This window comes from Photobacterium sp. MCCC 1A19761 (genome assembly GCF_037389125.1).
Classification (GTDB): Bacteria; Pseudomonadota; Gammaproteobacteria; order Enterobacterales; family Vibrionaceae; genus Photobacterium.
Genome location: NZ_JAZGTF010000003.1, coordinates 119,239 through 140,429, shown reverse-complemented (window position 1 = coordinate 140,429; position 21,191 = coordinate 119,239). Strand labels below are relative to the sequence as shown.

Here is a 21,191-nt window from a genome sequence, read left to right as displayed (position 1 = left end):
ATTCGATAAGTAAACAAATCAATAGGCGACTATTTAAATTATTTATTTAAATGGTTCGTTGTTAATATTTTATGGTTTGTTTCATTCCTGATTAAATTTACACCATCAACATGGTTTGATAACAATTATCTTCATCGAATACATCACTCCAATAGATGAATGGTGCTAAATATATTTGTCGGGTCATGATTGCTTAAAATCTATCAACGCGCCGGGAACTTGCGTTTTTAACTTATATTGATAGGATTCACAGATAATTTTAAATGGAGCATACCCTGTGATACAGAGGGCATGCTTTGTGAGATCCCAATTATTCACGATTACAGGTCAAGAGCATGACGCGGAAGTATTCAGCATTAGCGATCTATTTGGTAAGTTTGGCGCTCGTGGGCTGTTCGGAAGAATCCGAGGATTCTGGAATACAACCGGAAAAACGTCCGGAAATCAAGTCTCATAGCTTTTCCAATATTAAGGAAGCTGAGCATACCTTCCCGATTTCAAGCGCAGAACTTGAGCAAGTGTATGTTAATTTGTATGGCGTGCAAAAAATCCCGGCAGTCAATACTTTCAGATTTGATGATATCGAATTTATTCAAAATGGTTCCGAGTGGACGATGATTAACCGTACCCCTCAGCCGATAAATACGCTGTCCATTCGCTATGGTGAAGAAAAAACGTTTGGCCGATTGAATCTGTCGAGCACGCTACCGGCATACAGCCAAGCGAAGTTCCAGTCCTCGACACACTCATTGGTGAATCTGGCGCATGAAAATCAACTGAAACTATTCGATCCGACGGTTCAAATTTCGGGTTTAACACCTGACTGTGCTGATAAAACGAAAGCTTGTTACAACGATCCTTATGACTACGAGCGTGTTTTCTACGAAAACATCATGATTAATATGCGAAATTCGTTCAACCGAAAGTCTTTCCAATCGTATATTGAAAATTACTTTGCCGATGCCAGTGTGTGCGCCAATTACTCAGGTTGTGTGGATTATAAAGATCCGGCGCTGAGTTATGCCACACGAAACATGATGATGATGGGGATCAGTGGTCATCAAATGGATATGTTTGTGATGCGGGATGTGTATGCTGCGGATGGCATGGGCGGCGGCAGTCTGCCGGATATCGGTCTCCATCAGTCTGAAGGCAAAGGATGGGCATCCTACTGGCACGCTTACATGGATCCGAATAGCGGCTCCTATCGTGGTTATAACAACATGTCCTATCTGTCGGTCTTCCATGAAATCGCACATGGGTATGGGTTTAACCACAGCAGCGGGATGACTTATGGTTTTGCTGATAGCTGGACCAACACTTATCTTCAGCAGCATTTTACGCAACATGAAAGAGAAAACAGCAATGCGCATCAAGTGCCGAGTGTGTTGACCAAGGCAGAGCTGCTTGAGGAGCGCAAAGTCCGTTTATCTTTCTATCATACCCAGCCGGGCGCGTCGGCGCAGGATATCGAGTTACAATTCATCCATAATGATGGGATTGATATCAAAGTTGACTATATTGAAGGACGCGACAACACCAGTGTTGACGTGACGTTTGGCACGCCGCCGGTTGCACCGGTATACGTGAGAAGTGTCAGCGGTAACGGGGAGTACATGTCGACCCTGCAATTCAAGGGCAGTGATTTGATTCCATTACCGCGCTATACCTTTGGTGGGAAGGCATACACCATTCTGGATAAAAAGCTGATTGCTCCAGAGACGAGTGGCTGGGGGATCCGTAAGCTGTGTGATCAGCCGGGGCAGCAACTGGCCACCAAGGCGGACTATCAAGCGCTGTGGAATTACATGTCTGCCAACAACCTGCTGGGCACGCTGTCGACAAACAAATTCCTGAGTCGAGATGAGCCGGCCAGCTGGTACATCTGGATGCTTGAGTTTAATGCGCGTGAAATGGCATCGAGTTACTACCAACTGGGTGTCGGGATTGGCAATGACAAAGCCTTAGTTTGTGTCGCCCCAGCGAATTAATCATCAAAACCCTCTGGATTCAGAGGGTTTTTTATTTTAGGGCAAGATTGGCTCGAACAAGTGACTGAGCAAAGTCATGGTTCATCAGATGATGTCTCATCCGCTTAGGATAGATTGCCAGGTCATGGCGATATCAGGAAACTTTAAGCGCCACTATCGTGGCGCTTAAACGATCACGCTTATTCTGGATAAAGGATTAGGATCCATTATTAGCTGGTGCAGCTTTAACCTCAGGGAGGTAAATAATCACCTCTTCGGATTTCGAATTTTCAGCAGTCGCAATTATAGAGAAGTTGTATACACCCTTGTCGGCGGTTTTGCTTGGCGTTCCGGTAACGGTCACGATTCCTTTGTCTAAAGTAATGACTAAACCGTTTGTATCATTGTCAGGATTTAAGGCAAGTTCAAAATTCTGACCATGACCCTCAAATAAACCCGCAATATCGACAGTGTAGCCATCGTTTACACTGACGCCTTGGTACAAGTTCCATTCATAGATTTTAGTCTGTAAAGCCTGATGAGTCGCAGAATTGACTTGGGGAGGCATGTCGTCACTCGGCTTGATTTCAAATTCAAACACGGCCAAATGGGAGTTAGTTCCTTCTAATTCGGCGCTGTACTCAATTTCTACGTGAAATTTACCGACTCGGCTCAACATTTCCGTTGATTTCATCCCAACATTGAGCGTACCACCAGTGATATAAGCGATAAGTCCAGTTTTGTTGCCGTACTTATCTACTATGGAGTAATTGGAAGCGGTGTTTTTGACGCGAAGCAAATCGACCAAATCTTTGTTTTGGACGTCTTGGTCTCTGAATAACTTGGAGATATCGGCATTGAAGAAGAACATCGAGTTTCCGGCTTTTTGCCCGTAAACTAAGCTCAATGAATTGAACTTCTCTTGCACCGATGCAGCGACGATTGGATCCACATAGGTCTCAAAAACAATCTCATCGACGTCACCTACGTCACCATTAACGGGAGCTCGGAAGTTTGGGTCTTTTAACTCGTCAGACGACATTGCATCAACCCTTTGTTTTGCATCTTTTGCAAAGTCGATTGGATTTTGTGCATATTTTGTCGAAGCGTTTACTTTTGAGTCCGCAAGGAGCTGTGCCGTTTTGTGAAGCTTGACGTTTGCGGTAGCACCTTCCACATAATCGACAAAAATATCATCGTTCGTATTCAGGCCAAGTGCTTGTTGAACTCTGGTAATGGCTGTTGCTTGATCTGCGCCGTTCTTTATCTCCAATGCAACTAAGTCCGTGATTGGAGAGACAACATCAGCACCAGCAACTGTTTGAATAACATACTCACCGGTTAAAGGTTGAGCCGGGCGGTCGGCGTCGACAGTATAGCGATTGGTATATTTTGAGTCTAAAGACGCCAGATATAGCTGAGCACTTTGACCCAGCACTAATGTTTGCAAGGAAAGCGCTTTCTGAGGAACACTCTCGAGTGAAAGTTGTCCTTTTGCGTTCGTTAAGCCGAGGAATTCGTCACCAGTGTTAAATGTTGTGCTGTCATCTTTATCGATGAATACGACAGCATTTTCTAAATAACCATCAAAAGCGGTTAGTGTAAATGCAGGTGAGTTCGATTCAGATGAGTTAGATTCAGGTGAGGCTGGTGTGGAATTATGATCCCCATCACTACCAGACCCACAAGCGCTGAGCATCACTGCAATCGAAATAGACACTAAACTTCTTTTAAGCATGACCTTTATATTCCCTTATTTTGCTGAACAACATAGATAGACAGTACAAGAATGAAATATTCTAGCTCCTCACGGTTAGGTATCTTAACTAATATTCATCTAGTTGACTAATTAAATTATAGGGACAAACTAAATACGACCACGTGATAAGAAGTGGCATTATCATTTCGCATGATGGCGGTGACAAAATAATGACGATTTTACGACGCCCGCTTGAGCGCTAAAAACAAGATGGGAGTTGTTTAGATTGATCTACCGTCACCAGTTCGCATGGCTTCAATGGCGAGTTAACGTTGAATATGCCGGATCGATATCGCCTTTCAGTGACCATTCAATGCGTTTAGTTTTATTTGCTCTCCGTCGGGTGAATTGCCTCAATGGATGCTTGAGCGAACAAGCGTCTCTGCAGAATTAATCATCACGCACAGGAAGTTCTTGGGGAGTGCCGGGTGGACGGATCATATAGACAAAGTGGTTATCTTCCCGGATCGGGACAAAACCAAAGCGCCGGTACAGGCTGCTGACTCGGTTGCCCTGTAGGTAGCATAAATGGACAGGGAGGCACTGCTCATCGGCGGGCTGCAATAGCTGCGTCAGGATCTGACTGCCGATCCCGAGACCATGAAATGAAGGCAGTAGGAAGAAGCGGCCGAGATACCAATGTTCGCCATGATGTTCAAATAAGATGCTGCCGGCAGGTTCCTGGTTGACTTCAATGAGAGTCGGTCTGGCTTCATCCCATTCTTGCTGGTGAATGGCTCTTTGGGTCGCCTCATGCCAACCAAAAACAGTGTGTACGGCATCGTATTCAGCACTTTTCTTTAATTGATACAGGAACTCAAAATCCGCAGCCGTGGCATCCCGAGTGGTTAAGGTGAAGGTTCGCTGGGGCAAAGCGGCATGGCTTACTTTTTCCATGGTTTCAGCGCCAGATGGTAGATGTTGAGTTTTTGCGCCGCGTTGCAAACCGCCATTTGATGTTCGACGGATTTAACCCATTTGGCCCCGGCTCGTGTGGCGACCTGGATACTGGCCTGATTGTGCTCCAGGCAGCGAAATTCAACAATCTCGGCGTTGGTTTCCTGAGCCAGGGCCGGAATGAGCGCTGCGAGGATTTTATGGATCACCCCTTTGCCCTGAACCTCGGTACTGAGCCAGTATCCGACTTCGGCAATTTGCGAGCAGGGCGCGATCGATTTAATCCCAAAGACGCCGCAGAATGTTTGTTGGTGGAAAATCGCATACCACCGGGCACCGGGGGCCGGTGCGTCGATTCGGTCCCGGATATATTGCCGGGCGGTGGATACATCTGTGACCTGTTCCACCCAGCCGAGGAAAGTGGCTAACTGGGGGCGGCTGCGTTCGACCGCGTTCAACAGCCCTTCGGCATGGCTGAGGGCTAAAGGGCGTAGCTTGATGGCATCGGTGATCAGGATGTGTTCGCGGTCAAGCCGCGGTGATTGGTGGTGCTTCAGGGAGGGTGAGATCAAAATGATTTCCTTATGCGTTGTATCCGATCGGCATCATGCCGTGTTTAAGCATTGTGATTGGCAGAACTATTAAACGAATACATCCGGATCTCATCACGGGGAAACCAGCCTAATTTTTCGTAGAATCCCTGTGCGTTAATATTGTCTTGGTACACGAATAAATGGGTCTTTGAAATGCCAAGCGATGCCAGTGCATCGACGGATCGGGCAACCAACTGATGGCCGATGTTCTGGCCCCTGTACTCGATGCTCACCGCCAGATGCTGCAAATAGCCGCGGCGGCCGTCTGTGCCGACTAATACCGCACCGATGATTTCATCACCCATGAGTGCGACAAAACTTAGGCCCGGGTTTCTTTGTAAATAGGCTTCGATGTTTGCTTGCGAATCGGTATCGCGCAGCGATAAATTTTCCGTTTGCCGCCAGAGTTCAATCACTGGCTCGTAGTCAGCGATATTCATTTCCCGAATGATGACCATAACAGCCTCCTTTGCTTGCTCAAATGAGCGGTCATTCCAAATCGCGCGCTGTCAGACATCAACCGACGTCATGCCTGACGCGCCATTATTCCTTGATTTTATGGCGTTATATTCCCTTCTTTTCGCGGAGATGACAACTGGCCACGTGATCGAACTGCGGCCATAAATGAGGCGGGCAAGCTTGTGTGACAAGCATTCAGGCTAAAAGATGTGCATATGCTTCAGCAGCCATGACAGGCGTAAATTCGGTAATCGAATAAGACACTGCCCCGCTTTGGATAAATGGGTCGGCGTCTAATATTGTCCTGAGCGCTTGTTCACACTCATGCTGTGAAATGAGAATGCCGCCGGTGCGAGGAACCTTTCTTCCGCCAAAGAGCAGGTTGTTCGATTGATATTCCTTGGCTAAATAGCGTTGATGTTGCGCGGCCAGTTCAGGGGTAATTTTTGCCATATCGGTAAAGCACATATCGACCAGAAACATATTTTCCTTCGCCTTATGATTGAGTTGATTTAAGATTGCTACTTATTTCGTAGCAACTATAGTGCTACCAATTCAGAAGCGCAAGAATGATGACACCTTTACCGAAAAATTCAGTCCGGGGCTCCAGCTCTGGTGTCGCGATTATGGCTGTCTTCGACCTGCTGGGTCGAAAATGGAACATGCGGATTTTGTGGGAGCTTAGAACAACAGCGTATAGTTTTCGTGCGTTGCAGGAGCGCTGCGATGGGATGTCTCCCTCGGTTCTAAACACCCGGATCAAACAGCTCATCGAAGCAAAGCTGGTTGAAAAATCTGCCCAGGGCTATCAGCTCACTGAGTTGGGCGCTGATTTGATGGAGACACTCGATCCTTTAAGAGACTGGGCGGCTCAATGGGAAAGCACACTGGCCAAATAGCCAGTGGTCTGTGGCGAAAGCAGCGATTAGCCGGATGACTTGCTCATTCGTTTTCGCCACCAGGTGAGGACACCTTCAACCAGAACATAAACGACCGATGAGCGGCCATAGTCTTCGAGAGGCCGGTGAAGATCATTTTGATATTTCTCAACGGCGGCCTGGGCGCTGGCTGCATCAATCGGGGCACCGTCAAGTTCAAAGTTCTGTGCCAGCAGTGCCAGTTTGTCTTCTGAAAAGGTCGCGGTATCCATGTTCAGATAGGTAAAGTCGGTCTTTTGATTGTGCGGAAAGGTGAAAAATTGATATCGAGGCATGGTGTATTCCTGCTCTGTTTGGTTCGAGAAATGTTGTGAGCATCTGCTATGGAACCGACGAGTGACCGTTAATTACGCTCGGTTTCATTCGCTGTCCGTTGGGTTAGGTGCTCAATCGATGTTTGATCCAACAAGGGGTGGGGCTGAACGCCGCAGACCAGTACGATGTCCACGGCAGGCAGCGCCGGCATGTTGTCGAGGATGTTCAGATCATCCGTGACACTGAGTCGTCCCATCGCCCCGATCGCCATGCCTTCACGGACAAGGGCGCGTTGGGCGGAAGCCGTATTGCAACAGGCCAGCAGCCGATACGGCGTGCCACGTTTGGTGAGCCCGTTGATGGCCGCCGCGTGATATTTGCAATCGGACTGGAATAAAGCCAAGGGCACGGGCTGGGTGTCATCGAAAGTGAAAGTTTTCCCGGCAATCCAGACGCCCTGATCACTGGCAAGCCAATGGCCTTCTTCGCTATCGGGGGGACGGGTGAGGATTGCTGCGTCGATTTTGCCCTCATCCAGCCAGGCCCTGAGGGTGATGCTGGGTTCGCTGAACACCTGAATTGAGCAGGTCGGATCGGCCTGGCTAAGTACCCGGATGACCTGCGGCAGAATGATGTCGTTGTAATCTTCCGGACAGCCGAGTCGCAGCGGACGCTTCCCTTCATAGCGTTTGACCTGCTTCAAGGCATGATTGTGCATCGCGACGAGCTGCTCGGCATGGGTGCGTAGCGCCAGCCCGGCTTCACTGAGGACCAGGTTGCGGCCCGATTTTTCAAACAAATTGACACTGAGCTCGGCCTCCAGTTTGCGCATCTGGGCACTGAATGCCGATTGGGTCCGGTTAATTTGTTTCGCGGCACGGGTGAAGCTGCCGGTTTCGGCAAATGCGAGAAAACTTCTCAGGGCATCAATATCCATTGCAGGGCTGACCATCCATCGTCGTGATTGATAGGTTCTATTAAAATTATCCGTTTGTTGCTGATAAAACAATCCCTTAAGTTAAAAGCTCATGACACAGAGACGAACGAGGGATCCATGAAACTCTACATTGCTAACCAAAATTATTCCACCTGGTCGTTACGTGCCTGGCTGTTGTTTGCCCAGTACGAGCTGGATGTTGAGGTCGTAAAACTGAAGCTGTTTACGGAAGATTTTTACCAAGCGCTGGAATCTGTAACCCCGACCGCCAAAGTGCCTGCACTGGTCGACGGTGATGTGACGGTGTGGGAATCGCTCGCGATTCTTGAATACGTGAATGAGGCTTATCTTGGTGGCCGGGCCTGGCCGGATTCACTCCAGGAGCGGGCCAAAGCACGGGCGCTGGCGGCAGAAATGCATGGCGGATTTTCGTCCTTACGTAATGAGCTGCCGATGAACTGCCGGGCGCAAAGAAAAGTCGAATTGAGCGAAGGGGCGCTGAAAGATGTCGCAAGAATCGATGCCATTTGGTCACAGCAAATGACGCGTTATGCCGGTGGCTGGCTGTTCGGGGATTGGTCGATAGCCGATGCGATGTTTGCCCCGGTGGCACTGCGAGTCAAAACATACGGGCTGCCGCTGTCGGAGCAGGCCAGCGCGTATCAGCAAAAACTGTTGAACAGTCCGGCGATACAACGCTGGCTCGCTGAAGCCGGTGAAGAGACGGATATTGTCGTCGAAGACGAGGCCGGGGAGCCGGTGTAAAACGCGCGGTACCTACGAAAGTGCTTTAAACAACCGCCATGATCATTCTGATCGCCAGCAGGCTCAGTGCCAGCTTGATCACCATGATCATATGCGGGTTGCCGACGAACTGGCGCAGTCGGGTACCGAGCCAGGAGCCGATGATGGAGCCGGTGACCAGGTAGAGTAATGTCTCCAGATGTTCCGCAAAGGAAAAGCCCAAATAGCCGAACACCAGGATCTTGGCGATGTGGCTGATTGCCATCATCAGGGCGCTGGTGGCAATGATTTGATTCTGATCGGTGAGCCGTTTGGTCAGCACGCTGAGGGCCAGCGGACCAGTAGCGCCAACCATCAAGCCTAAGCCGGTTTGCAGTCCCCCAACCAGATAAAAGTTCTCATAGCGCTTGATCCATTGCGAAAAACGCTCACTCCACAGGCTCAGCAGGATATAGAGGCCGATGGCAACCGGGATCAGGCCGGTCGGCAGATTCGCCAGTAGAAAACCGAACAGCAAAATGCCGACGGCGGAGCCGACGAGAAAGGGCGGCAGCAGTGACCACCGGACATCTTTGATGGAGAACACCATCCGGGAAGCATTGCTCGCCAGCTGGGTGATGCCATGCAATGGAATAATGACGGCCGGATGAAGGAATACCGGCAGGGTGGCGATCAGCAGCATCCCGCCGCCGAATCCCAGAATCCCGGCAACGGTGGAGGTGAGCAGGGCAATCGCCCCCAAGAGCAGATCTGTCGGCAAAGAACCTCCTTGTTCTTTTAAGTTTCAACTTTTTTGGATGTTATCCAGCATGGCACCTTGTGCTTGACGGACTGGCTCAGGTGCCGACGGTTTTATTGGGATTTTGGGGTGCCCAACGCTTTCATATTCTGGCCTAGGGTATCGATATCCATGCCTTGTTGTGCCAGAAGCTTTTCAAATGCCGGCAGCAAGGCGCCGAGGTTTTCTTCCAGCGTATCACGCACGGTATCAACGACTACTTGGGTGCCGCGCTCAATTTCAACATTGATGTGATCACCGACCGCCTTCTGTTCAAACACCGTCATCCGCCGGGTTTCCGGGATCAGCCAGACTTCAAACCAGCCCTCTTGTTTGTTGACCGCGGAGAGGGTCAGGCTGGCACCGTTGAGCGCGATATACCCTTTGGGAAAGACATAGCGTTTCCAGGTGTCGGTGAGTTTCAGGCGCAGGCAGTAATTATCTTCAATTTGCTGAACAGCCAGAATCGGGGTTTTAAAATCAACATGGCCGGAGAGCGGATGGCCGCCAATCTCAGCACCGTCTCTGGCTGCCCGCTCGACATTCACCGTTGTGCCGGGTTCATACTCGCTGAGGGTGGTGATGAGCAGGCTTTGCAGCATGACATCAAATTTGACCTGAACCTCGGAGATGAGCTCGGTGACGGTGAGGCAGACACCGTCAACGGCGACACTGGCACCGATTTCAAGGCCGTCACAAAAGCCGGGCTGAAAATCGATGATAAAGGTGCGAATGCCGCCCTGATCACTGATATGGTTGAGGGTTGCAATGGATTGAACGATTCCGGTAAACATAAGACGTCCTGTATTGCTGACGGCAACCGGTGGTTGCCGTCAGTTGCATGAATCGGGGAAAAGTGCACAAGTGACGGGTGGTGACGGCCAGTCTTGGTTTCTTGGCACACTTCGGTTACTTAGCCGTGAATACCCGTGTCGCGTGCAGGTGGATATTCGGATGCATCGACAGGGTAAAGTTGTGATGCTCAATGATTTTGTCGGCGGTTAAATGCGGCTTGTCATGGGTGGTGTGGGCATCTGCCGGCAGGTGAACGCGATAGCCTTTGGAAGCAGCCTCGAATGCGGTCCGGTCGATACAGAAATCGGAAGAGTAACCGCACAGGGTGAGGGTTTGAATGTCATGCTGATCGAGCAGGGCTTCAAGCTCCGTCTCGAAGAAAGCATTCGGCGCGGTTTTACTGATCCGGATGTCTTCGTCACCGACCATGAGTTCTGCGAAGAGCTGCCAGGGCTGACTACCGTACTCGACCATGCCCGGCATCTGATGTTGGACAAAAATCACGGTGTCACCCGCCGCTTTGGCGTGGGTGATGAGTTTATTGATATTGCTGACGACCACGGTGCTGTTGTACGGCTGTCTTTCGGCGGCAAAAATACCGTTTTGCACGTCAATGACCAGAACTGCTGACTTCATGCGCTTTCCTTGTTCATGCTTCTCTTATGTGATTGAGTCGCGACTGTGTTTTGTCCATGATTTCGGTGGGGATGTGGCCCCAGAGGGTTTGCTCCCGTGTGTGCCAGCCAAGGCGGCGATAGAGCGCTTGCTGATCCGGGGTATGCAGATACAACCGGGAGTATCCTAGTTTCCAGGCGTGGTTTTCTGCAACACGGCATAGGCGTGATGCAATTCCCCGGCCCCGATGCGCAGGTAACACAAACACGCCGGCAAGCCAGGGCGTGAGTTCCTCACGGCCATTCAGATCGCAGACGCGCAGGGCACTGGTGCCCAGGGGGCGGCCCTGTTCATGAGCAACCCATGCCATTGGCAGGCGATCTTTCTGATTGTGGCTCATCAGTTTTCGGTAGCGCTCCTCATAGGTCTCCTCCGGCAGCAGTGTCTGCCAGTGAGCGGAAATCGCCCTTGCCAGTTCAGGGGCGAACTCGGGCACATCAGCCAAAAAATCGATGTGGATCATGTCGGGAGCTTCCCTTGCGTGAATTGATGTGAATAATGGCGAACGGACTGCCGGCCGATGTTCAGAAACATCGGCGATTAGCTGCCAAACAAGGCCGGGTTGAGCCGTTTCGCAGCGACATAGCTGATCAACAAGCAAACACCACCCAGCCCAGAAACAAGGCGGTCGATAAAGATCATGCCACTGAAGGGAGAAGCGTGTCTGGTCGCGATTAGAGTTCAAGCGTGAGCAAGGTATCGCCGTCGTCCAGAGTACCGATTTCACGGAACCCGAACGTCTGATAGACCCGGGACGCCTGGCAGTTGGCAGGTTTGTGCATGGTTCTCAGGCGCTTGCCGCCCAACGCTCTGACTTCATCAACCAAGAGCGCCAATACCCGGCTGCCGTAGCCTTGATTCTGATGTCGCGCATCAATCATGAAGCGGAACAGCCAGAAGAGCTCAAAATCTTCCGGCTCGTCTTCATGGCAAAAGGCGAGCATCCCAATCACTTTTTGATTGAGGCAGATCGCTTTGAGCCGATAGTGGGGCTCGAACTTCGACTGCGCAATCGTGATGGCATTGGATGCCAGGTTTTCTTGTTGTTCGGGCAGTAAAGACAGGCGTATGCAGTCCAGGTAGTTGTGTTGGTCGACTTCTTTCAGCGTAATCCCGTTGGATTGAGGTTCGGTGTTTTGAAGCATCGTCTCTTCCTTTTCTGTGAGCGACTTATCGTCTACTGCCCGCTGCGTTGCATGATGTTCAGGCTTGCACAATGTTTATGCGTGCCCAGTGTTCATACGCGCCTAGTGCTCATGCGTGCCAGTGTTCGGCCAACATGCCATACAGGGCGGAGTCGGATACATGGCCGCCGATAATCCATCGTTGCGGTAAATAGCCTTCTTGGCGAAAGCCCAGTTTTTCCAGTACCCGGGCTGAGCCGCGGTTGTCCGGGTCAATCTCTGCCTCTATCCGGTTCAGGTTCAGGGTGCGAAAGCCGTACTGAAGCAGCTCGGCGGCGGCTTCACCGATCAGTCCTTGTCCCCAGCAGGATTTGGCCAACCCAAAGCCCAGCTCAGCCCGTCTGGATTCCGGATGGCTGTTAAACAGCATACATTTTCCCACCAGCGTCTGGGTCTCTTTCAGATAAACGCCCAGCACCACATGGGCGGGATGGTTCGGATCAAACGCTGCGTTTTCAATAAACTGTGTGGCTTGCGCAAGTGATGACCAGGGTGCGCCATCCCAGTATTTCATCACCTCCGGGTCGGAGAAAATGGCCAGCAGCGGCGCAGCATCGGTCAGCGACAGCGGGCGGAGCACTAAACGTTCGGTTTGCAGTTCAAGCATTTCAAAGTCTCACTGAAGGAAAAAAGTGGGCGCAGGTAGTCCACGAAAATGTGTGAGACGACCAGCGAAAAAATTTATCGAGCACTCACTCATAGAGCGCTAATCCATCGAGTACTTTGAGGGACTGCGTATTCCACCACGCTACCGCCAACACGTCGTCAATGCGACGTGCATAAAAAACAATATGCTATCACGTGCTTATTGGTGGTGCATCCTGTCGGGTGAAAAAAGTGTTACAAGACAAACCGTTGGTTTCGGCCAAAGCTGTTCTCAGGCAAAGCGGCATTGAGGCTGTGTAGGGATGTGTGGGGTTTGCGGAAAAAAGCCGCCGGGTCACGGCGTGGTGACACGGGCGGCAAAGAGTACGACAGGGTTAAGAAAACGTGAGATGCTCCCTCAGCCCGATGGCACGGACCGAGGGCGGGGATCAGGCCGGGATATCTTTGGCCACGGCCCCCAGGGTATCGATGATGATATCGATATGCTCGTTCTCGATGATCAGCGGGGGCGACAGGGCAATGGTATTGCCCATGCTGCGTACCATCACGCCTTGATCGTAACAGCGCTTGAGAATATCAAAGCCAATCGGTTTACCGTCGGCCGGTGCGGCGAACTGTACGGCACCAATCAGGCCGTAGTTGCGAATATCGATGATCGACGGAATATCTTTGAGTGAGTGCAGCCCCTGCTCGAAATACTGGCCAATGTCGCCGCGACCGCGCTCCAGCAGGCCCTCGCGCTGGTAAATATCTAGGGTCGCCAGACCGGCAGCACAAGCAACCGGATGGGCGGAGTAGGTATAGCCATGGAAGAGCTCGACCGCCCCTTCCGGCGCACTGTTGACGATGGTCTGATAGATCTCGTCTTTGGCAAACACCGCCCCCAGGGGTACCACGCCGCTGGTGATCCCTTTGGCAGAGGTGATCAGATCCGGTGTGACATCAAATTCAATCGAGGCAAACGGTGAGCCCAAGCGGCCCCAGCCGGTGATCACTTCATCAAAAATCAGCACCACATCGTGTCGGGTACAGATTTCGCGGATCCGCTGGAGGTAGCCTTTCGGCGGCAGGATCACCCCGCCCGCCCCGGCAATCGGCTCGACGATCACCGCCGCAACACTGTCGGCACCATGGAACTGGATCAACTGCTCCAGTTGCTCGGCTTTGTCGACGCCATGCTCCGGCAGCCCCTTGCTGAAGGCGTTGTTGGCAATATCCAGCGTGTGCGAGAGGTGATCGGTCGGCAGCAGTGGACCAAACCCTTTGCGGTTCGGGGTCAGGCCGCCGACCGAAATGCCGCCAAAGTTCACGCCGTGATAGCCTAGCTCCCGGCCGATCAGTTTGTATTTACCGGCATTGCCTTTGGCTTGCTGGTACGCTAGCGCAATTTTCAGGGCACTTTCGACCGCTTCAGAGCCGGAGCAGGTAAAGAAGACTTTATCGAGCCCGGCCGGGGTGAATTGAACCAGTCGCTCGGCAAATTCAAAGCCGATATCGTGACCGAAATTAAACGGCGAGCTGTAATCGAGCTCGGCGACTTGCCGGGCCATGGCATCCCCGATCTCTTTGCGGCCGTGACCGGCATTGACACACCAGAGCCCGGCGGTTGCGTCGAGCAGTTGTCGGCCCCGATCGGAATAACAATACATGCCCTCGGCGCGGTTGATGATCCGCGGGTTGGCTTTGAAATCTCGGTTTGCGGTGAACGGCATCCAGAATGCATCGTAGCTGACTTTTTTCTCCATGGGCTGGCCTTTTCGCTCGGGTGATGAATATAGAATTCAAGGTTAGCGAGGCGCTCATGCGCGGAAAATCACCGCGGTTAAAAATAAAGGTTGAGGGGGTTCAAACATTCTCCCGGGCAAGCCGGTCCTGAAGGAAATCGACAAAGGCCCGGGAGGCGCTGGACAGGTAGTGGCTGGATTTCCAGCCGAGACCGAGGTGGAGTGGGATCGGTGGATCGAACGGGACGGTGACGAGATCCGGCTCATCACGCAGGATCATCGGCAGGCAGGTACAGATGCCGATTTCTTTGCGAACCAGAGATTTGAGTAATTCGATCAGGTTGGTTTCAAAGCGAATATCCGGGGTGATCTTGTGTTGCTGGCAGTAGCGGCTGACTGATTCCCGCAGGAAATACCCTTCCCGGAACAGCACCAAGGGCTGCTGGCAGAACTGTTCGAGCGTGATGGCGGGCAGGCCGGCAAACGGGTGATCATGGGGGACACAGGCGACAATCTGCTCTTTGAGCAGGGTGGTGTGGCGGAGCTGATCGTGGGGGCGGTCGCAGCGGATCAGTGCCAAATCCAGCAGGCCGTCCAGCAGCATTTTTTCCAGCGTAGCGGTCCCGGCTTCATGAATGTTGATTTGAATCCCGGGGTAGGTTTGTTTGAACAGCGCCAGGGTGTCGGGGAGAAAATAGGAGCCGAGCATCGCTGAAACGCCGAAATTGATCACCCCGCGGGAGAGACCTTTGAGCTCCTGCAGCTCTTGCTGCGCCTGCTCGACATCTTCCAGAATTTTCCGGGCGTGGCGCAGCAGCACCTGGCCGTCGGCGGTCAGGCTCATCTGCCGCTCAGTACGATTGATCAGTTTGAGTGCCAACTGTTGTTCCAGTTTCTGAATACTGATACTCAGGGCCGATTGGGCGATCCCCAATTGGTCGGCGGCCCGGGTAAAGTTGCTGGTTTTCGCAAGGACGGTGAAATAGCGCAGCCGTTTGAGATCCATCAGTGCTCCGGTGTTTCGATTACTTTCATCTATTCAATATATGGAAACTATCATTACCATATATTGTTGATATTTCCAGCGTCTTGTTATTATTTTGTTAGTTCGCGGCGTTCCCATATGGCAACCAGAATACTACCGATGCCCGACGGGTCTCCGATTACCATGAAGTCAGTTCACTATATCAGGCGGATGCGCCTGAACGAGAGACAAGGAAGCAACAATGAATATCGCCCCAGCGTTACATGAGGACCCGACTCGTGATCCCGGTTTTTCGGTTACTCCTTTTCCGGCCAATCCACGCCTGCAGGTAGTGACGTTGACGCAGGAGACCCTGGCCCGGTTTGCCGACCTAACCGCCAACTGGAACTTGCAGTCGATTGAGTACAAGCCATTCTTGCGCTTTGCCACCGCGGATGCGCTGGATAAAGCCTGCAACTATGCGTTGGGTAAGCTGCTGGTAGGGATCATGGAAAACCGCGATACCGGTGCGTTTCTGCTCCAGGCCGATGAGCAGGCCCAGGCCGGGTTTGAAGACAGCGACGCGCAGCGCAATTTTTTCGTCAAGCTCTCCACCGCGGTTTCTCACCTGATCGGTTTGCCGAACTTTGATGCCATGTACGGCAAGTACTATGCCCGTTTTACGGTGCGTAATGAAGACGACAGTGACAGCTATTTGCGCCAGGCCCATCGTCGGATGGAACTGCATAACGACGGTACTTATGTGAATGAGCGGACCGATTTTGTTCTGATGATGAAGATGGATGAGCAGAACATGGAGATGGGCGATTCCCTGCTGCTGCATGTGGATGACTGGCAGGATCTGGAGCGTTTCTACCACCACCCGATGGCCAAGCAGAACATCGTCTGGAGCGCGCCGCCGAGCAAAAATGTCGGCTATGCCATCGAACACCCGGTGTTCTTTGAAGAAGACAAGAACGGCAAGCCGCATATGCTGTTTATCGACCAGTTCGCCCAGCCGCAAAACATGCAGCAGGGCCTGTATCTGCACCAGATGAGTGAATCGCTGGAAAGTGACACCAATTGTTTCAATGTCCGGGTTAAAACCGGCGCCATGCTGGTGGTTCAGAACCACTGCTGGCTCCATGGCCGCGATAAGTTTGTCGCCCATCCGGGCCTGAAGCGTGAGCTGCTGCGCCAGCGTGGCCATTTTACCCGTTAAGTCAGTTCTTATTACCAGTTACTGACTACGATTAGTATCCGTAACGATAGGAACCATGCGCTCACCGCAGTGATTGCGGCGAGCGCATTTTTACCTGCGGGGGATCATCGGGGTGCCGACCTCGGGGAAAATTGTGATGGAGCAGCCACACCCGCTGAGTGGGGTGGCTATTGATCACGATAACAATCACGCAGGGTTTTGATGAATAGCGAGCGCACTTTATTCACCGTGCTGGTCTTTTTGGTGATAGCCATGATCTCTAAGGTATACAGCCGCCGATCCTGGGCAATAGCCTTGAGCTCCCCGCGATCAACATAAGGCTGGGCATAATGCGCGGGCAGAAAGCCGATGAATTTGCCCGAGAGCAGCAGCGCCAGGCGGGATTCGTAATTATAGGCGGTGGCCTTGAGGTTCATATTCGCCAGATGACCGTGAATAATTTCCTGGGTTTTCATGCCGGCATAGACTGCCGGAAACCCGTCAATGATCTCATCACTCAGCTCGTCTTCTGACAGGGTAAACAGCGGATTGTCCGGGCTGCAATACAGAAAGCAATGGTCGGCATAGATGTGCTGATATTCCAGCCCTTCCAGGGTGCGGTGGAAGGGAATAAAGCCGACATCAGCTTCCTCATTCATCACCTGGCGTTCAATTTCGGTCATCCGGGCGACTTCTGAGGTCAGATATACCTCAGGTGCCAGTTTGGCAAAACGCTGGAAGACTTTGGGGATCCGCGCCCGGCTGTCGAGGCTGATGGTATCGCTGAACAGCACGGTCAGATGACCGGCAGGCTGAGCGTCAAGATCGTTGATGGTGTTGCGGAAATCTTCCAGCTCGCCGAGCAGTTTGATGGTGGCGTCGTAGACCACAGAACCTTCTTCGGTGAGGGCGAACCCGGCCCGGCCGCGACGACACAGGATGAGGTTGAGCCTGGATTCCAGATTGGAAATATGAATGCTGATGGTGGAGCGGCTGATGTTCAACTCGGTTTCGGCCGCGGAGAACCCGCCACAGTCAACCACGGTTTTAAAGATTTTCAGTTGCTTGATTTCGTAATCCCCGATCTGTCCGATCGGCGGGGAGGCTCTTGTCATTGTTTTACGCCTTTAAAACTTAAGGTTTACTCGTCGTGATTTACCCATTGAACCGGGGTGATAATATGCGCAACAAGCATTATGAATTGATTTGAAGTGTGTTTCTATGAACCCGTAATGGGTTCTGTGCTGCAAGTGGTGAATCTATGGAAAAATTACGTCTGGCTTTGTCTGCCGGTTATATCAACGGGCAGTGGATTGCTGCCGAAAATGGGGCAACCGTCCCGGTTATGAACCCGGCCACCGGGGAGGTGATCACCCATGTGCCGGACATGGGTCCCCGCGAAGCGGAAGCGGCGGTTGTGGCGGCTGATGCAGCGTTTCAAAGCTGGCGTAAAACGACGGCCAAACACCGGGCCGGATTGCTGAGAGCCTGGTTTGATTTAATGGTTGAACAAGCTGATGAACTGGCGCGGCTGTTGACGTCCGAGCAGGGCAAGCCGTACAAGGAAGCTTACGGCGAAGTGCTTTATGGCGCATCTTTCATTGAATGGTTTGCCGAAGAAGCCAAACGAACCTACGGCGATCATATTCCTTCAGCGATGCCGGGCACCCGTTACCTGACCCTGAAGCAACCGATTGGGGTGGTCACTGCCATTACCCCGTGGAACTTCCCGATAGCGATGATCACCCGAAAAGTCGCGCCAGCTCTGGCAGCGGGGTGCACCGTGGTGGTGAAACCGGGAGAAGATACCCCTCTGTGCGCCCTGGCGATAGCCAAGCTGGCAGAGCTGGCCGGGATCCCGGCTGGGGTGATCAACGTGGTGACGACCGCACACCCAGCACCCGTTGGCGAAGTGCTCTGTACCCATCCCCTGGTACGAAAAGTCTCTTTCACCGGTTCGACGCCGGTCGGAAAACACATCTTGCGTCAGGCCGCCGAGACGGTGAAGAAAGTGTCGATGGAGCTGGGCGGCAACGCGCCGTTTATGGTGTTTGATGATGCCGACCTCGACAAAGCAGTGCAGGGTGCGCTGATCTCCAAATACCGCAATGCCGGGCAAACCTGTGTGTGTACCAACCGCTTGTATGTGCACGAGGCCGTGTACGATCAGTTCATGACCCGTTACATCGAGGCGGTGAGCCAGTTAAAAGTGGGAGATGGTCTGGCGGAAGGCACGGATATCGGTCCGTTGATTAACGCAAAAGCGGTTGCCAAAGTTGATGACTTGGTCGTTGAAGCCGTGCGCCAGGGTGCGACCCTGGTCCTGGGGGGCGCTGTGTCCAACCTCGGTCCGCAATTCTATCAGCCAACGATTCTGACCGATGTCACCGAACAGATGGCCATTGCACATCAGGAGCTGTTCGGGCCGGTCACTACGGTATTTAGGTTTAACGATGAAGCAGATGTGGTTCGCCGCGCAAATGATACGCCTTTTGGGCTGGCGGCCTATTTCTATACCCGTGACCACAGCCGGATCTGGAGGGTCAGCGAAGCGCTTGAATACGGGATGGTCGGGATCAACGAAGGCATTATTTCAACCGAAGTGGCGCCGTTTGGTGGCGTGAAGGAGTCCGGATGTGGCCGTGAAGGTTCAAAGTACGGCATTGAAGATTATCTGGAAATAAAATATCTCTGCTTAGGGATCGACCCATAATTCCGAATCGCGCTTCTGCTTTTTCTCTAGAGCTTGTGTTGCGATATGCCTCATTCCTTTTTTGTCGTGACGTCTTTGGCAATGCCTTCAAGGTATTGCCTTTTTTCTGGGGCTCAGCAAGGGTTAAAACCAAAAGCCATTTTTCCCGATCTGCGATGGGATGCAGGCAACATAATGAAGTGTTCAAACAAGGTTTTAGCTGAGATTTGTGATCCCAAAGCAGGGCGGATCCGGCTGGCTCTGGCAAGATGATTGGATTCATCCTGAGCGCGAATGAGGGCCTTGCATGCAACAAATCGGAACAGATCTTTGGGTACATGAAGATGCCATGTCGTTAGTCGGGGTCCGGCTGGGTTTGCGGATGACCGTCGTGAAACTGGCCGATGGCGGGGTGTGGATTCACTCTCCGACGGCGTTGTCGTCGCAACTCAAAGCTGAGGTGGATGCCATTGGTCCCGTGACCGCGATTGTCGCCGCCAGCAACAACCATAGCCTGTGGCTACAGGATTGGTGCGAAGCTTATCCGGAAGCGGAGGCTTATGTCAGTGCCGGGATCCCGCGCAGCGTCCCGCTGTCAAACTACCATATTCTGCAACCCGGGTTGGACAATCCGTGGCCGGAGGATTTTACCTGGGCAACTATGCCGGGCGTGCCTGTATTCAACGAAACGGTTTTCTTCCATGACAAAACTCAGTCGCTGATCGTGACCGACCTGATCCAGAATCATCCCGAAACGACGCCTTCCGGCTTTGCCGGGATCATGAGCAAATATGTGTTTCAGCCAATCGGGTTTAAAGGGATTTGTGTCGCGCCCCCGTTGAAATGGGGGATCATCCGCAAAGACAAATCCGGATTTGCCGATTTTATCCGTACGGTGTCCGGTTGGGACTTTACCCGCATTATTGTCACCCACGGCGATATCATTGAAGAGAACGCCAAGTCTGTGTTCACCAATCTTTGCCAGCGGTTCACTCGCTGACAGAGTTTGGATTGGGCTCTTTTCGAATATCCGCATGCCAGCCACTGGCGATAAAATCAATTAATTGCCGGACCACCGGCAATTGATAACTGCGCGACAGGTAGACCGCCCATAAAGTGCTGCCGGGGACGTGATACTCGGGCAGCAGTCCAATGAGTTTGCCCTGACGGATCCACGGATTGGCCATATCGCAGGGCAGGCGGGCGACCCCTTTCCCCTTGAGCGCGGCTTGAGTCAGGGTGCCGACATCATTGGCTCTGAGGTTGCCGGTGACCGCAACCGTCTGGGGGTGATTATCCCGGATAAAGGTCCATCGCGATGCTTTGAGATGAACGAAACAGTTGTGTTGGCTTAAATCTGAGGGTGACTCTGGAGCCGGATATTGCTGCAGATATTCGGGTGAGGCGCACACCACGGAATCAATGTGCATCAGTCGGCGGGCAATGAGGTTGTCATCAGGCTGGTCGGTATAACGCAGCGCAATATCCACCCGCTCATCCACCAGTTGGGAAAAATGATCCGAGGCCAGGATCTCAATGGTGACATCCGGGTGTTGATCGGTAAATCGGGTCACGACATCCAGCAACAGGTGCTGAGCCAGGCCGATGGGAGAGGCAATCCGGATAGTGCCGGACAACTGCTGGCTCCGGCTGAGCGCCGAGACTTCCAGCGCTGCAGTTTCGTCCAGGATACGTTCACAGTGGATCAGGGCTTCTTCCCCTGCACTGGTCAGGCTGACTTTGCGGGTGGTGCGATGCAGCAGGCGCTGTTGCAGCCAGGATTCAACTTCCTGGACATGTCGTGAAACCTGTAACCGGCTCAGCGCCAGATGATCAGCAGCCTTCGTAAAGCTCCCGGTTTCAGCCACCTCAATGAAACTGCGGATTGCGGTGAGTTTGTCCATCTCGTTCACTATTTGTATCTCAGGTTGATACAATCTACATCATATCTGCATATTTATCGCCCCGTGATGAGCAATTAGACTGCAAGGGTAGTCAATTGAAACGGAAATATCGGGAG

At 52.2% G+C, this 21,191-nt stretch carries 24 protein-coding genes; 7 read left to right on the top strand and 17 right to left on the bottom strand.

Going from position 1 to position 21,191, the window contains the following annotated elements:
• Nucleotides 1–614: 614 nt before the first annotated feature.
• On the top strand, nucleotides 615–1,991 hold the full coding sequence (locus VV869_RS05700) for a hypothetical protein (protein ID WP_337734010.1): 1,377 nt from the start codon (nucleotides 615–617) through the stop codon (nucleotides 1,989–1,991).
• 196 nt (nucleotides 1,992–2,187) lie between these two features.
• On the opposite strand, the gene VV869_RS05695 is transcribed toward VV869_RS05700, so the two are convergent.
• From VV869_RS05695 to VV869_RS05675, 5 genes are all read right to left on the bottom strand, one after another.
• The gene (locus tag VV869_RS05695; protein ID WP_337734009.1) at nucleotides 2,188–3,690 is read right to left on the bottom strand and encodes a hypothetical protein; all 1,503 of its coding nucleotides are present in this window, start codon (nucleotides 3,688–3,690) and stop codon (nucleotides 2,188–2,190) included.
• A 429-nt stretch (nucleotides 3,691–4,119) separates the two neighbouring features.
• Complete coding sequence (locus tag VV869_RS05690; protein ID WP_337734008.1) at nucleotides 4,120–4,626, bottom strand: GNAT family N-acetyltransferase; 507 nt, start codon at nucleotides 4,624–4,626, stop codon at nucleotides 4,120–4,122.
• On the bottom strand, nucleotides 4,614–5,198 hold the full coding sequence (locus VV869_RS05685; protein ID WP_337734007.1) for a GNAT family N-acetyltransferase: 585 nt from the start codon (nucleotides 5,196–5,198) through the stop codon (nucleotides 4,614–4,616). Before VV869_RS05685 ends, VV869_RS05690 begins: the two co-directional genes overlap by 13 nt.
• Nucleotides 5,199–5,242: 44 nt before the next feature.
• A complete protein-coding gene (locus tag VV869_RS05680) occupies nucleotides 5,243–5,677 on the bottom strand; it encodes a GNAT family N-acetyltransferase (RefSeq protein WP_443147292.1) in 435 nt (144 codons plus the stop codon).
• A gap of 196 nt (nucleotides 5,678–5,873) precedes the next feature.
• Nucleotides 5,874–6,161 (bottom strand): YciI family protein, encoded by a 288-nt coding sequence (locus VV869_RS05675; RefSeq protein ID WP_337734006.1) that lies wholly within the window; start codon nucleotides 6,159–6,161, stop codon nucleotides 5,874–5,876.
• 86 nt (nucleotides 6,162–6,247) lie between these two features.
• Between VV869_RS05675 and VV869_RS05670 the strand changes: the two genes are divergently transcribed.
• Nucleotides 6,248–6,577, top strand: a complete 330-nt coding sequence (locus VV869_RS05670) for a winged helix-turn-helix transcriptional regulator (protein WP_337734005.1) — start codon at nucleotides 6,248–6,250, stop codon at nucleotides 6,575–6,577.
• 26 nt (nucleotides 6,578–6,603) lie between these two features.
• Here VV869_RS05670 and VV869_RS05665 read toward each other — a convergent pair whose 3' ends face one another.
• Together VV869_RS05665 and VV869_RS05660 are read right to left on the bottom strand one after the other, a co-directional pair.
• Nucleotides 6,604–6,891, bottom strand: coding sequence for a hypothetical protein (locus tag VV869_RS05665; protein ID WP_337734004.1), 288 nt, complete (start codon nucleotides 6,889–6,891; stop codon nucleotides 6,604–6,606).
• A gap of 68 nt (nucleotides 6,892–6,959) precedes the next feature.
• A complete protein-coding gene (locus VV869_RS05660) occupies nucleotides 6,960–7,808 on the bottom strand; it encodes a LysR family transcriptional regulator (protein WP_337734191.1) in 849 nt (282 codons plus the stop codon).
• A gap of 117 nt (nucleotides 7,809–7,925) precedes the next feature.
• Between VV869_RS05660 and VV869_RS05655 the strand changes: the two genes are divergently transcribed.
• Nucleotides 7,926–8,573, top strand: a complete 648-nt coding sequence (locus VV869_RS05655) for a glutathione S-transferase family protein (RefSeq protein ID WP_337734003.1) — start codon at nucleotides 7,926–7,928, stop codon at nucleotides 8,571–8,573.
• A gap of 25 nt (nucleotides 8,574–8,598) precedes the next feature.
• Here the strand turns inward: VV869_RS05655 and VV869_RS05650 are convergent, their stop codons facing one another.
• The 4 genes from VV869_RS05650 to VV869_RS05635 form a co-directional block, all read right to left on the bottom strand.
• On the bottom strand, nucleotides 8,599–9,312 hold the full coding sequence (locus tag VV869_RS05650; RefSeq protein WP_337734002.1) for a sulfite exporter TauE/SafE family protein: 714 nt from the start codon (nucleotides 9,310–9,312) through the stop codon (nucleotides 8,599–8,601).
• A gap of 92 nt (nucleotides 9,313–9,404) precedes the next feature.
• On the bottom strand, nucleotides 9,405–10,124 hold the full coding sequence (locus VV869_RS05645; RefSeq protein ID WP_337734001.1) for a riboflavin synthase subunit alpha: 720 nt from the start codon (nucleotides 10,122–10,124) through the stop codon (nucleotides 9,405–9,407).
• Nucleotides 10,125–10,239: 115 nt separating this feature from the next.
• Entirely contained in the window at nucleotides 10,240–10,761 is a 522-nt protein-coding gene (locus VV869_RS05640; RefSeq protein WP_261603467.1) for a cysteine hydrolase family protein, read from the bottom strand.
• Between the two features lie 13 nt (nucleotides 10,762–10,774).
• Entirely contained in the window at nucleotides 10,775–11,263 is a 489-nt protein-coding gene (locus tag VV869_RS05635) for a GNAT family N-acetyltransferase (protein ID WP_337734000.1), read from the bottom strand.
• Between the two features lie 35 nt (nucleotides 11,264–11,298).
• Here VV869_RS05635 and VV869_RS05630 point away from each other — a divergent pair, with 35 nt between their 5' ends.
• A complete protein-coding gene (locus VV869_RS05630; RefSeq protein ID WP_337733999.1) occupies nucleotides 11,299–11,478 on the top strand; it encodes a hypothetical protein in 180 nt (59 codons plus the stop codon).
• Here the strand turns inward: VV869_RS05630 and VV869_RS05625 are convergent.
• From VV869_RS05625 to VV869_RS05610, 4 genes are all read right to left on the bottom strand, one after another.
• Nucleotides 11,475–11,945: a GNAT family N-acetyltransferase gene (locus tag VV869_RS05625; RefSeq protein ID WP_337733998.1), complete on the bottom strand. Its 471-nt coding sequence runs from the start codon at nucleotides 11,943–11,945 to the stop codon at nucleotides 11,475–11,477. The two genes, VV869_RS05630 and VV869_RS05625, sit on opposite strands and share 4 nt — an antisense overlap.
• A 109-nt stretch (nucleotides 11,946–12,054) precedes the next feature.
• Nucleotides 12,055–12,591, bottom strand: coding sequence for a GNAT family N-acetyltransferase (locus VV869_RS05620; protein ID WP_337733997.1), 537 nt, complete (start codon nucleotides 12,589–12,591; stop codon nucleotides 12,055–12,057).
• 427 nt (nucleotides 12,592–13,018) lie between these two features.
• Nucleotides 13,019–14,335 (bottom strand): aspartate aminotransferase family protein, encoded by a 1,317-nt coding sequence (locus tag VV869_RS05615; RefSeq protein WP_337733996.1) that lies wholly within the window; start codon nucleotides 14,333–14,335, stop codon nucleotides 13,019–13,021.
• Between the two features lie 100 nt (nucleotides 14,336–14,435).
• On the bottom strand, nucleotides 14,436–15,320 hold the full coding sequence (locus VV869_RS05610) for a LysR family transcriptional regulator (protein WP_337733995.1): 885 nt from the start codon (nucleotides 15,318–15,320) through the stop codon (nucleotides 14,436–14,438).
• 220 nt (nucleotides 15,321–15,540) lie between these two features.
• Between VV869_RS05610 and glaH the strand changes: the two genes are divergently transcribed.
• Nucleotides 15,541–16,500: a glutarate dioxygenase GlaH gene (gene glaH, locus VV869_RS05605; RefSeq protein ID WP_337733994.1), complete on the top strand. Its 960-nt coding sequence runs from the start codon at nucleotides 15,541–15,543 to the stop codon at nucleotides 16,498–16,500.
• Nucleotides 16,501–16,667: 167 nt separating this feature from the next.
• Here glaH and VV869_RS05600 read toward each other — a convergent pair whose 3' ends face one another.
• The gene (locus VV869_RS05600) at nucleotides 16,668–17,594 is read right to left on the bottom strand and encodes a LysR family transcriptional regulator (protein ID WP_337733993.1); all 927 of its coding nucleotides are present in this window, start codon (nucleotides 17,592–17,594) and stop codon (nucleotides 16,668–16,670) included.
• Between the two features lie 146 nt (nucleotides 17,595–17,740).
• Here VV869_RS05600 and VV869_RS05595 point away from each other — a divergent pair, with 146 nt between their 5' ends.
• Together VV869_RS05595 and VV869_RS05590 are read left to right on the top strand one after the other, a co-directional pair.
• On the top strand, nucleotides 17,741–19,192 hold the full coding sequence (locus VV869_RS05595; RefSeq protein ID WP_337733992.1) for an NAD-dependent succinate-semialdehyde dehydrogenase: 1,452 nt from the start codon (nucleotides 17,741–17,743) through the stop codon (nucleotides 19,190–19,192).
• Nucleotides 19,193–19,478: 286 nt separating this feature from the next.
• Nucleotides 19,479–20,171 carry a DUF4336 domain-containing protein gene (locus VV869_RS05590; protein ID WP_337733991.1) on the top strand — a complete coding sequence of 231 codons (693 nt, stop codon included), beginning with the start codon at nucleotides 19,479–19,481 and terminating at the stop codon, nucleotides 20,169–20,171.
• Here VV869_RS05590 and VV869_RS05585 read toward each other — a convergent pair.
• Complete coding sequence (locus tag VV869_RS05585; RefSeq protein ID WP_261603482.1) at nucleotides 20,161–21,075, bottom strand: LysR family transcriptional regulator; 915 nt, start codon at nucleotides 21,073–21,075, stop codon at nucleotides 20,161–20,163. The genes VV869_RS05590 and VV869_RS05585 overlap by 11 nt on opposite strands.
• Nucleotides 21,076–21,191 lie beyond the last annotated feature (116 nt).

Coding starts and splice junctions, on each gene's coding strand:
- VV869_RS05700 (WP_337734010.1), top strand. CDS start 615: ATGATTAACCGTACCCCTCAGCCGATAAATACGCTGTCCATTCGCTAT.
- VV869_RS05690 (WP_337734008.1), bottom strand. CDS start 4,626: ATGGAAAAAGTAAGCCATGCCGCTTTGCCCCAGCGAACCTTCACCTTA.
- VV869_RS05680 (WP_443147292.1), bottom strand. CDS start 5,677: ATGGTCATCATTCGGGAAATGAATATCGCTGACTACGAGCCAGTGATT.
- VV869_RS05675 (WP_337734006.1), bottom strand. CDS start 6,161: ATGTTTCTGGTCGATATGTGCTTTACCGATATGGCAAAAATTACCCCT.
- VV869_RS05670 (WP_337734005.1), top strand. CDS start 6,248: ATGATGACACCTTTACCGAAAAATTCAGTCCGGGGCTCCAGCTCTGGT.
- VV869_RS05665 (WP_337734004.1), bottom strand. CDS start 6,891: ATGCCTCGATATCAATTTTTCACCTTTCCGCACAATCAAAAGACCGAC.
- VV869_RS05660 (WP_337734191.1), bottom strand. CDS start 7,808: ATGGATATTGATGCCCTGAGAAGTTTTCTCGCATTTGCCGAAACCGGC.
- VV869_RS05655 (WP_337734003.1), top strand. CDS start 7,926: ATGAAACTCTACATTGCTAACCAAAATTATTCCACCTGGTCGTTACGT.
- VV869_RS05645 (WP_337734001.1), bottom strand. CDS start 10,124: ATGTTTACCGGAATCGTTCAATCCATTGCAACCCTCAACCATATCAGT.
- VV869_RS05640 (WP_261603467.1), bottom strand. CDS start 10,761: ATGAAGTCAGCAGTTCTGGTCATTGACGTGCAAAACGGTATTTTTGCC.
- VV869_RS05635 (WP_337734000.1), bottom strand. CDS start 11,263: ATGATCCACATCGATTTTTTGGCTGATGTGCCCGAGTTCGCCCCTGAA.
- VV869_RS05630 (WP_337733999.1), top strand. CDS start 11,299: ATGGCGAACGGACTGCCGGCCGATGTTCAGAAACATCGGCGATTAGCT.
- VV869_RS05625 (WP_337733998.1), bottom strand. CDS start 11,945: ATGCTTCAAAACACCGAACCTCAATCCAACGGGATTACGCTGAAAGAA.
- VV869_RS05620 (WP_337733997.1), bottom strand. CDS start 12,591: ATGCTTGAACTGCAAACCGAACGTTTAGTGCTCCGCCCGCTGTCGCTG.
- VV869_RS05615 (WP_337733996.1), bottom strand. CDS start 14,335: ATGGAGAAAAAAGTCAGCTACGATGCATTCTGGATGCCGTTCACCGCA.
- VV869_RS05610 (WP_337733995.1), bottom strand. CDS start 15,320: ATGGATCTCAAACGGCTGCGCTATTTCACCGTCCTTGCGAAAACCAGC.
- glaH (WP_337733994.1), top strand. CDS start 15,541: ATGAATATCGCCCCAGCGTTACATGAGGACCCGACTCGTGATCCCGGT.
- VV869_RS05600 (WP_337733993.1), bottom strand. CDS start 17,594: ATGACAAGAGCCTCCCCGCCGATCGGACAGATCGGGGATTACGAAATC.
- VV869_RS05595 (WP_337733992.1), top strand. CDS start 17,741: ATGGAAAAATTACGTCTGGCTTTGTCTGCCGGTTATATCAACGGGCAG.
- VV869_RS05590 (WP_337733991.1), top strand. CDS start 19,479: ATGCAACAAATCGGAACAGATCTTTGGGTACATGAAGATGCCATGTCG.
- VV869_RS05585 (WP_261603482.1), bottom strand. CDS start 21,075: ATGGACAAACTCACCGCAATCCGCAGTTTCATTGAGGTGGCTGAAACC.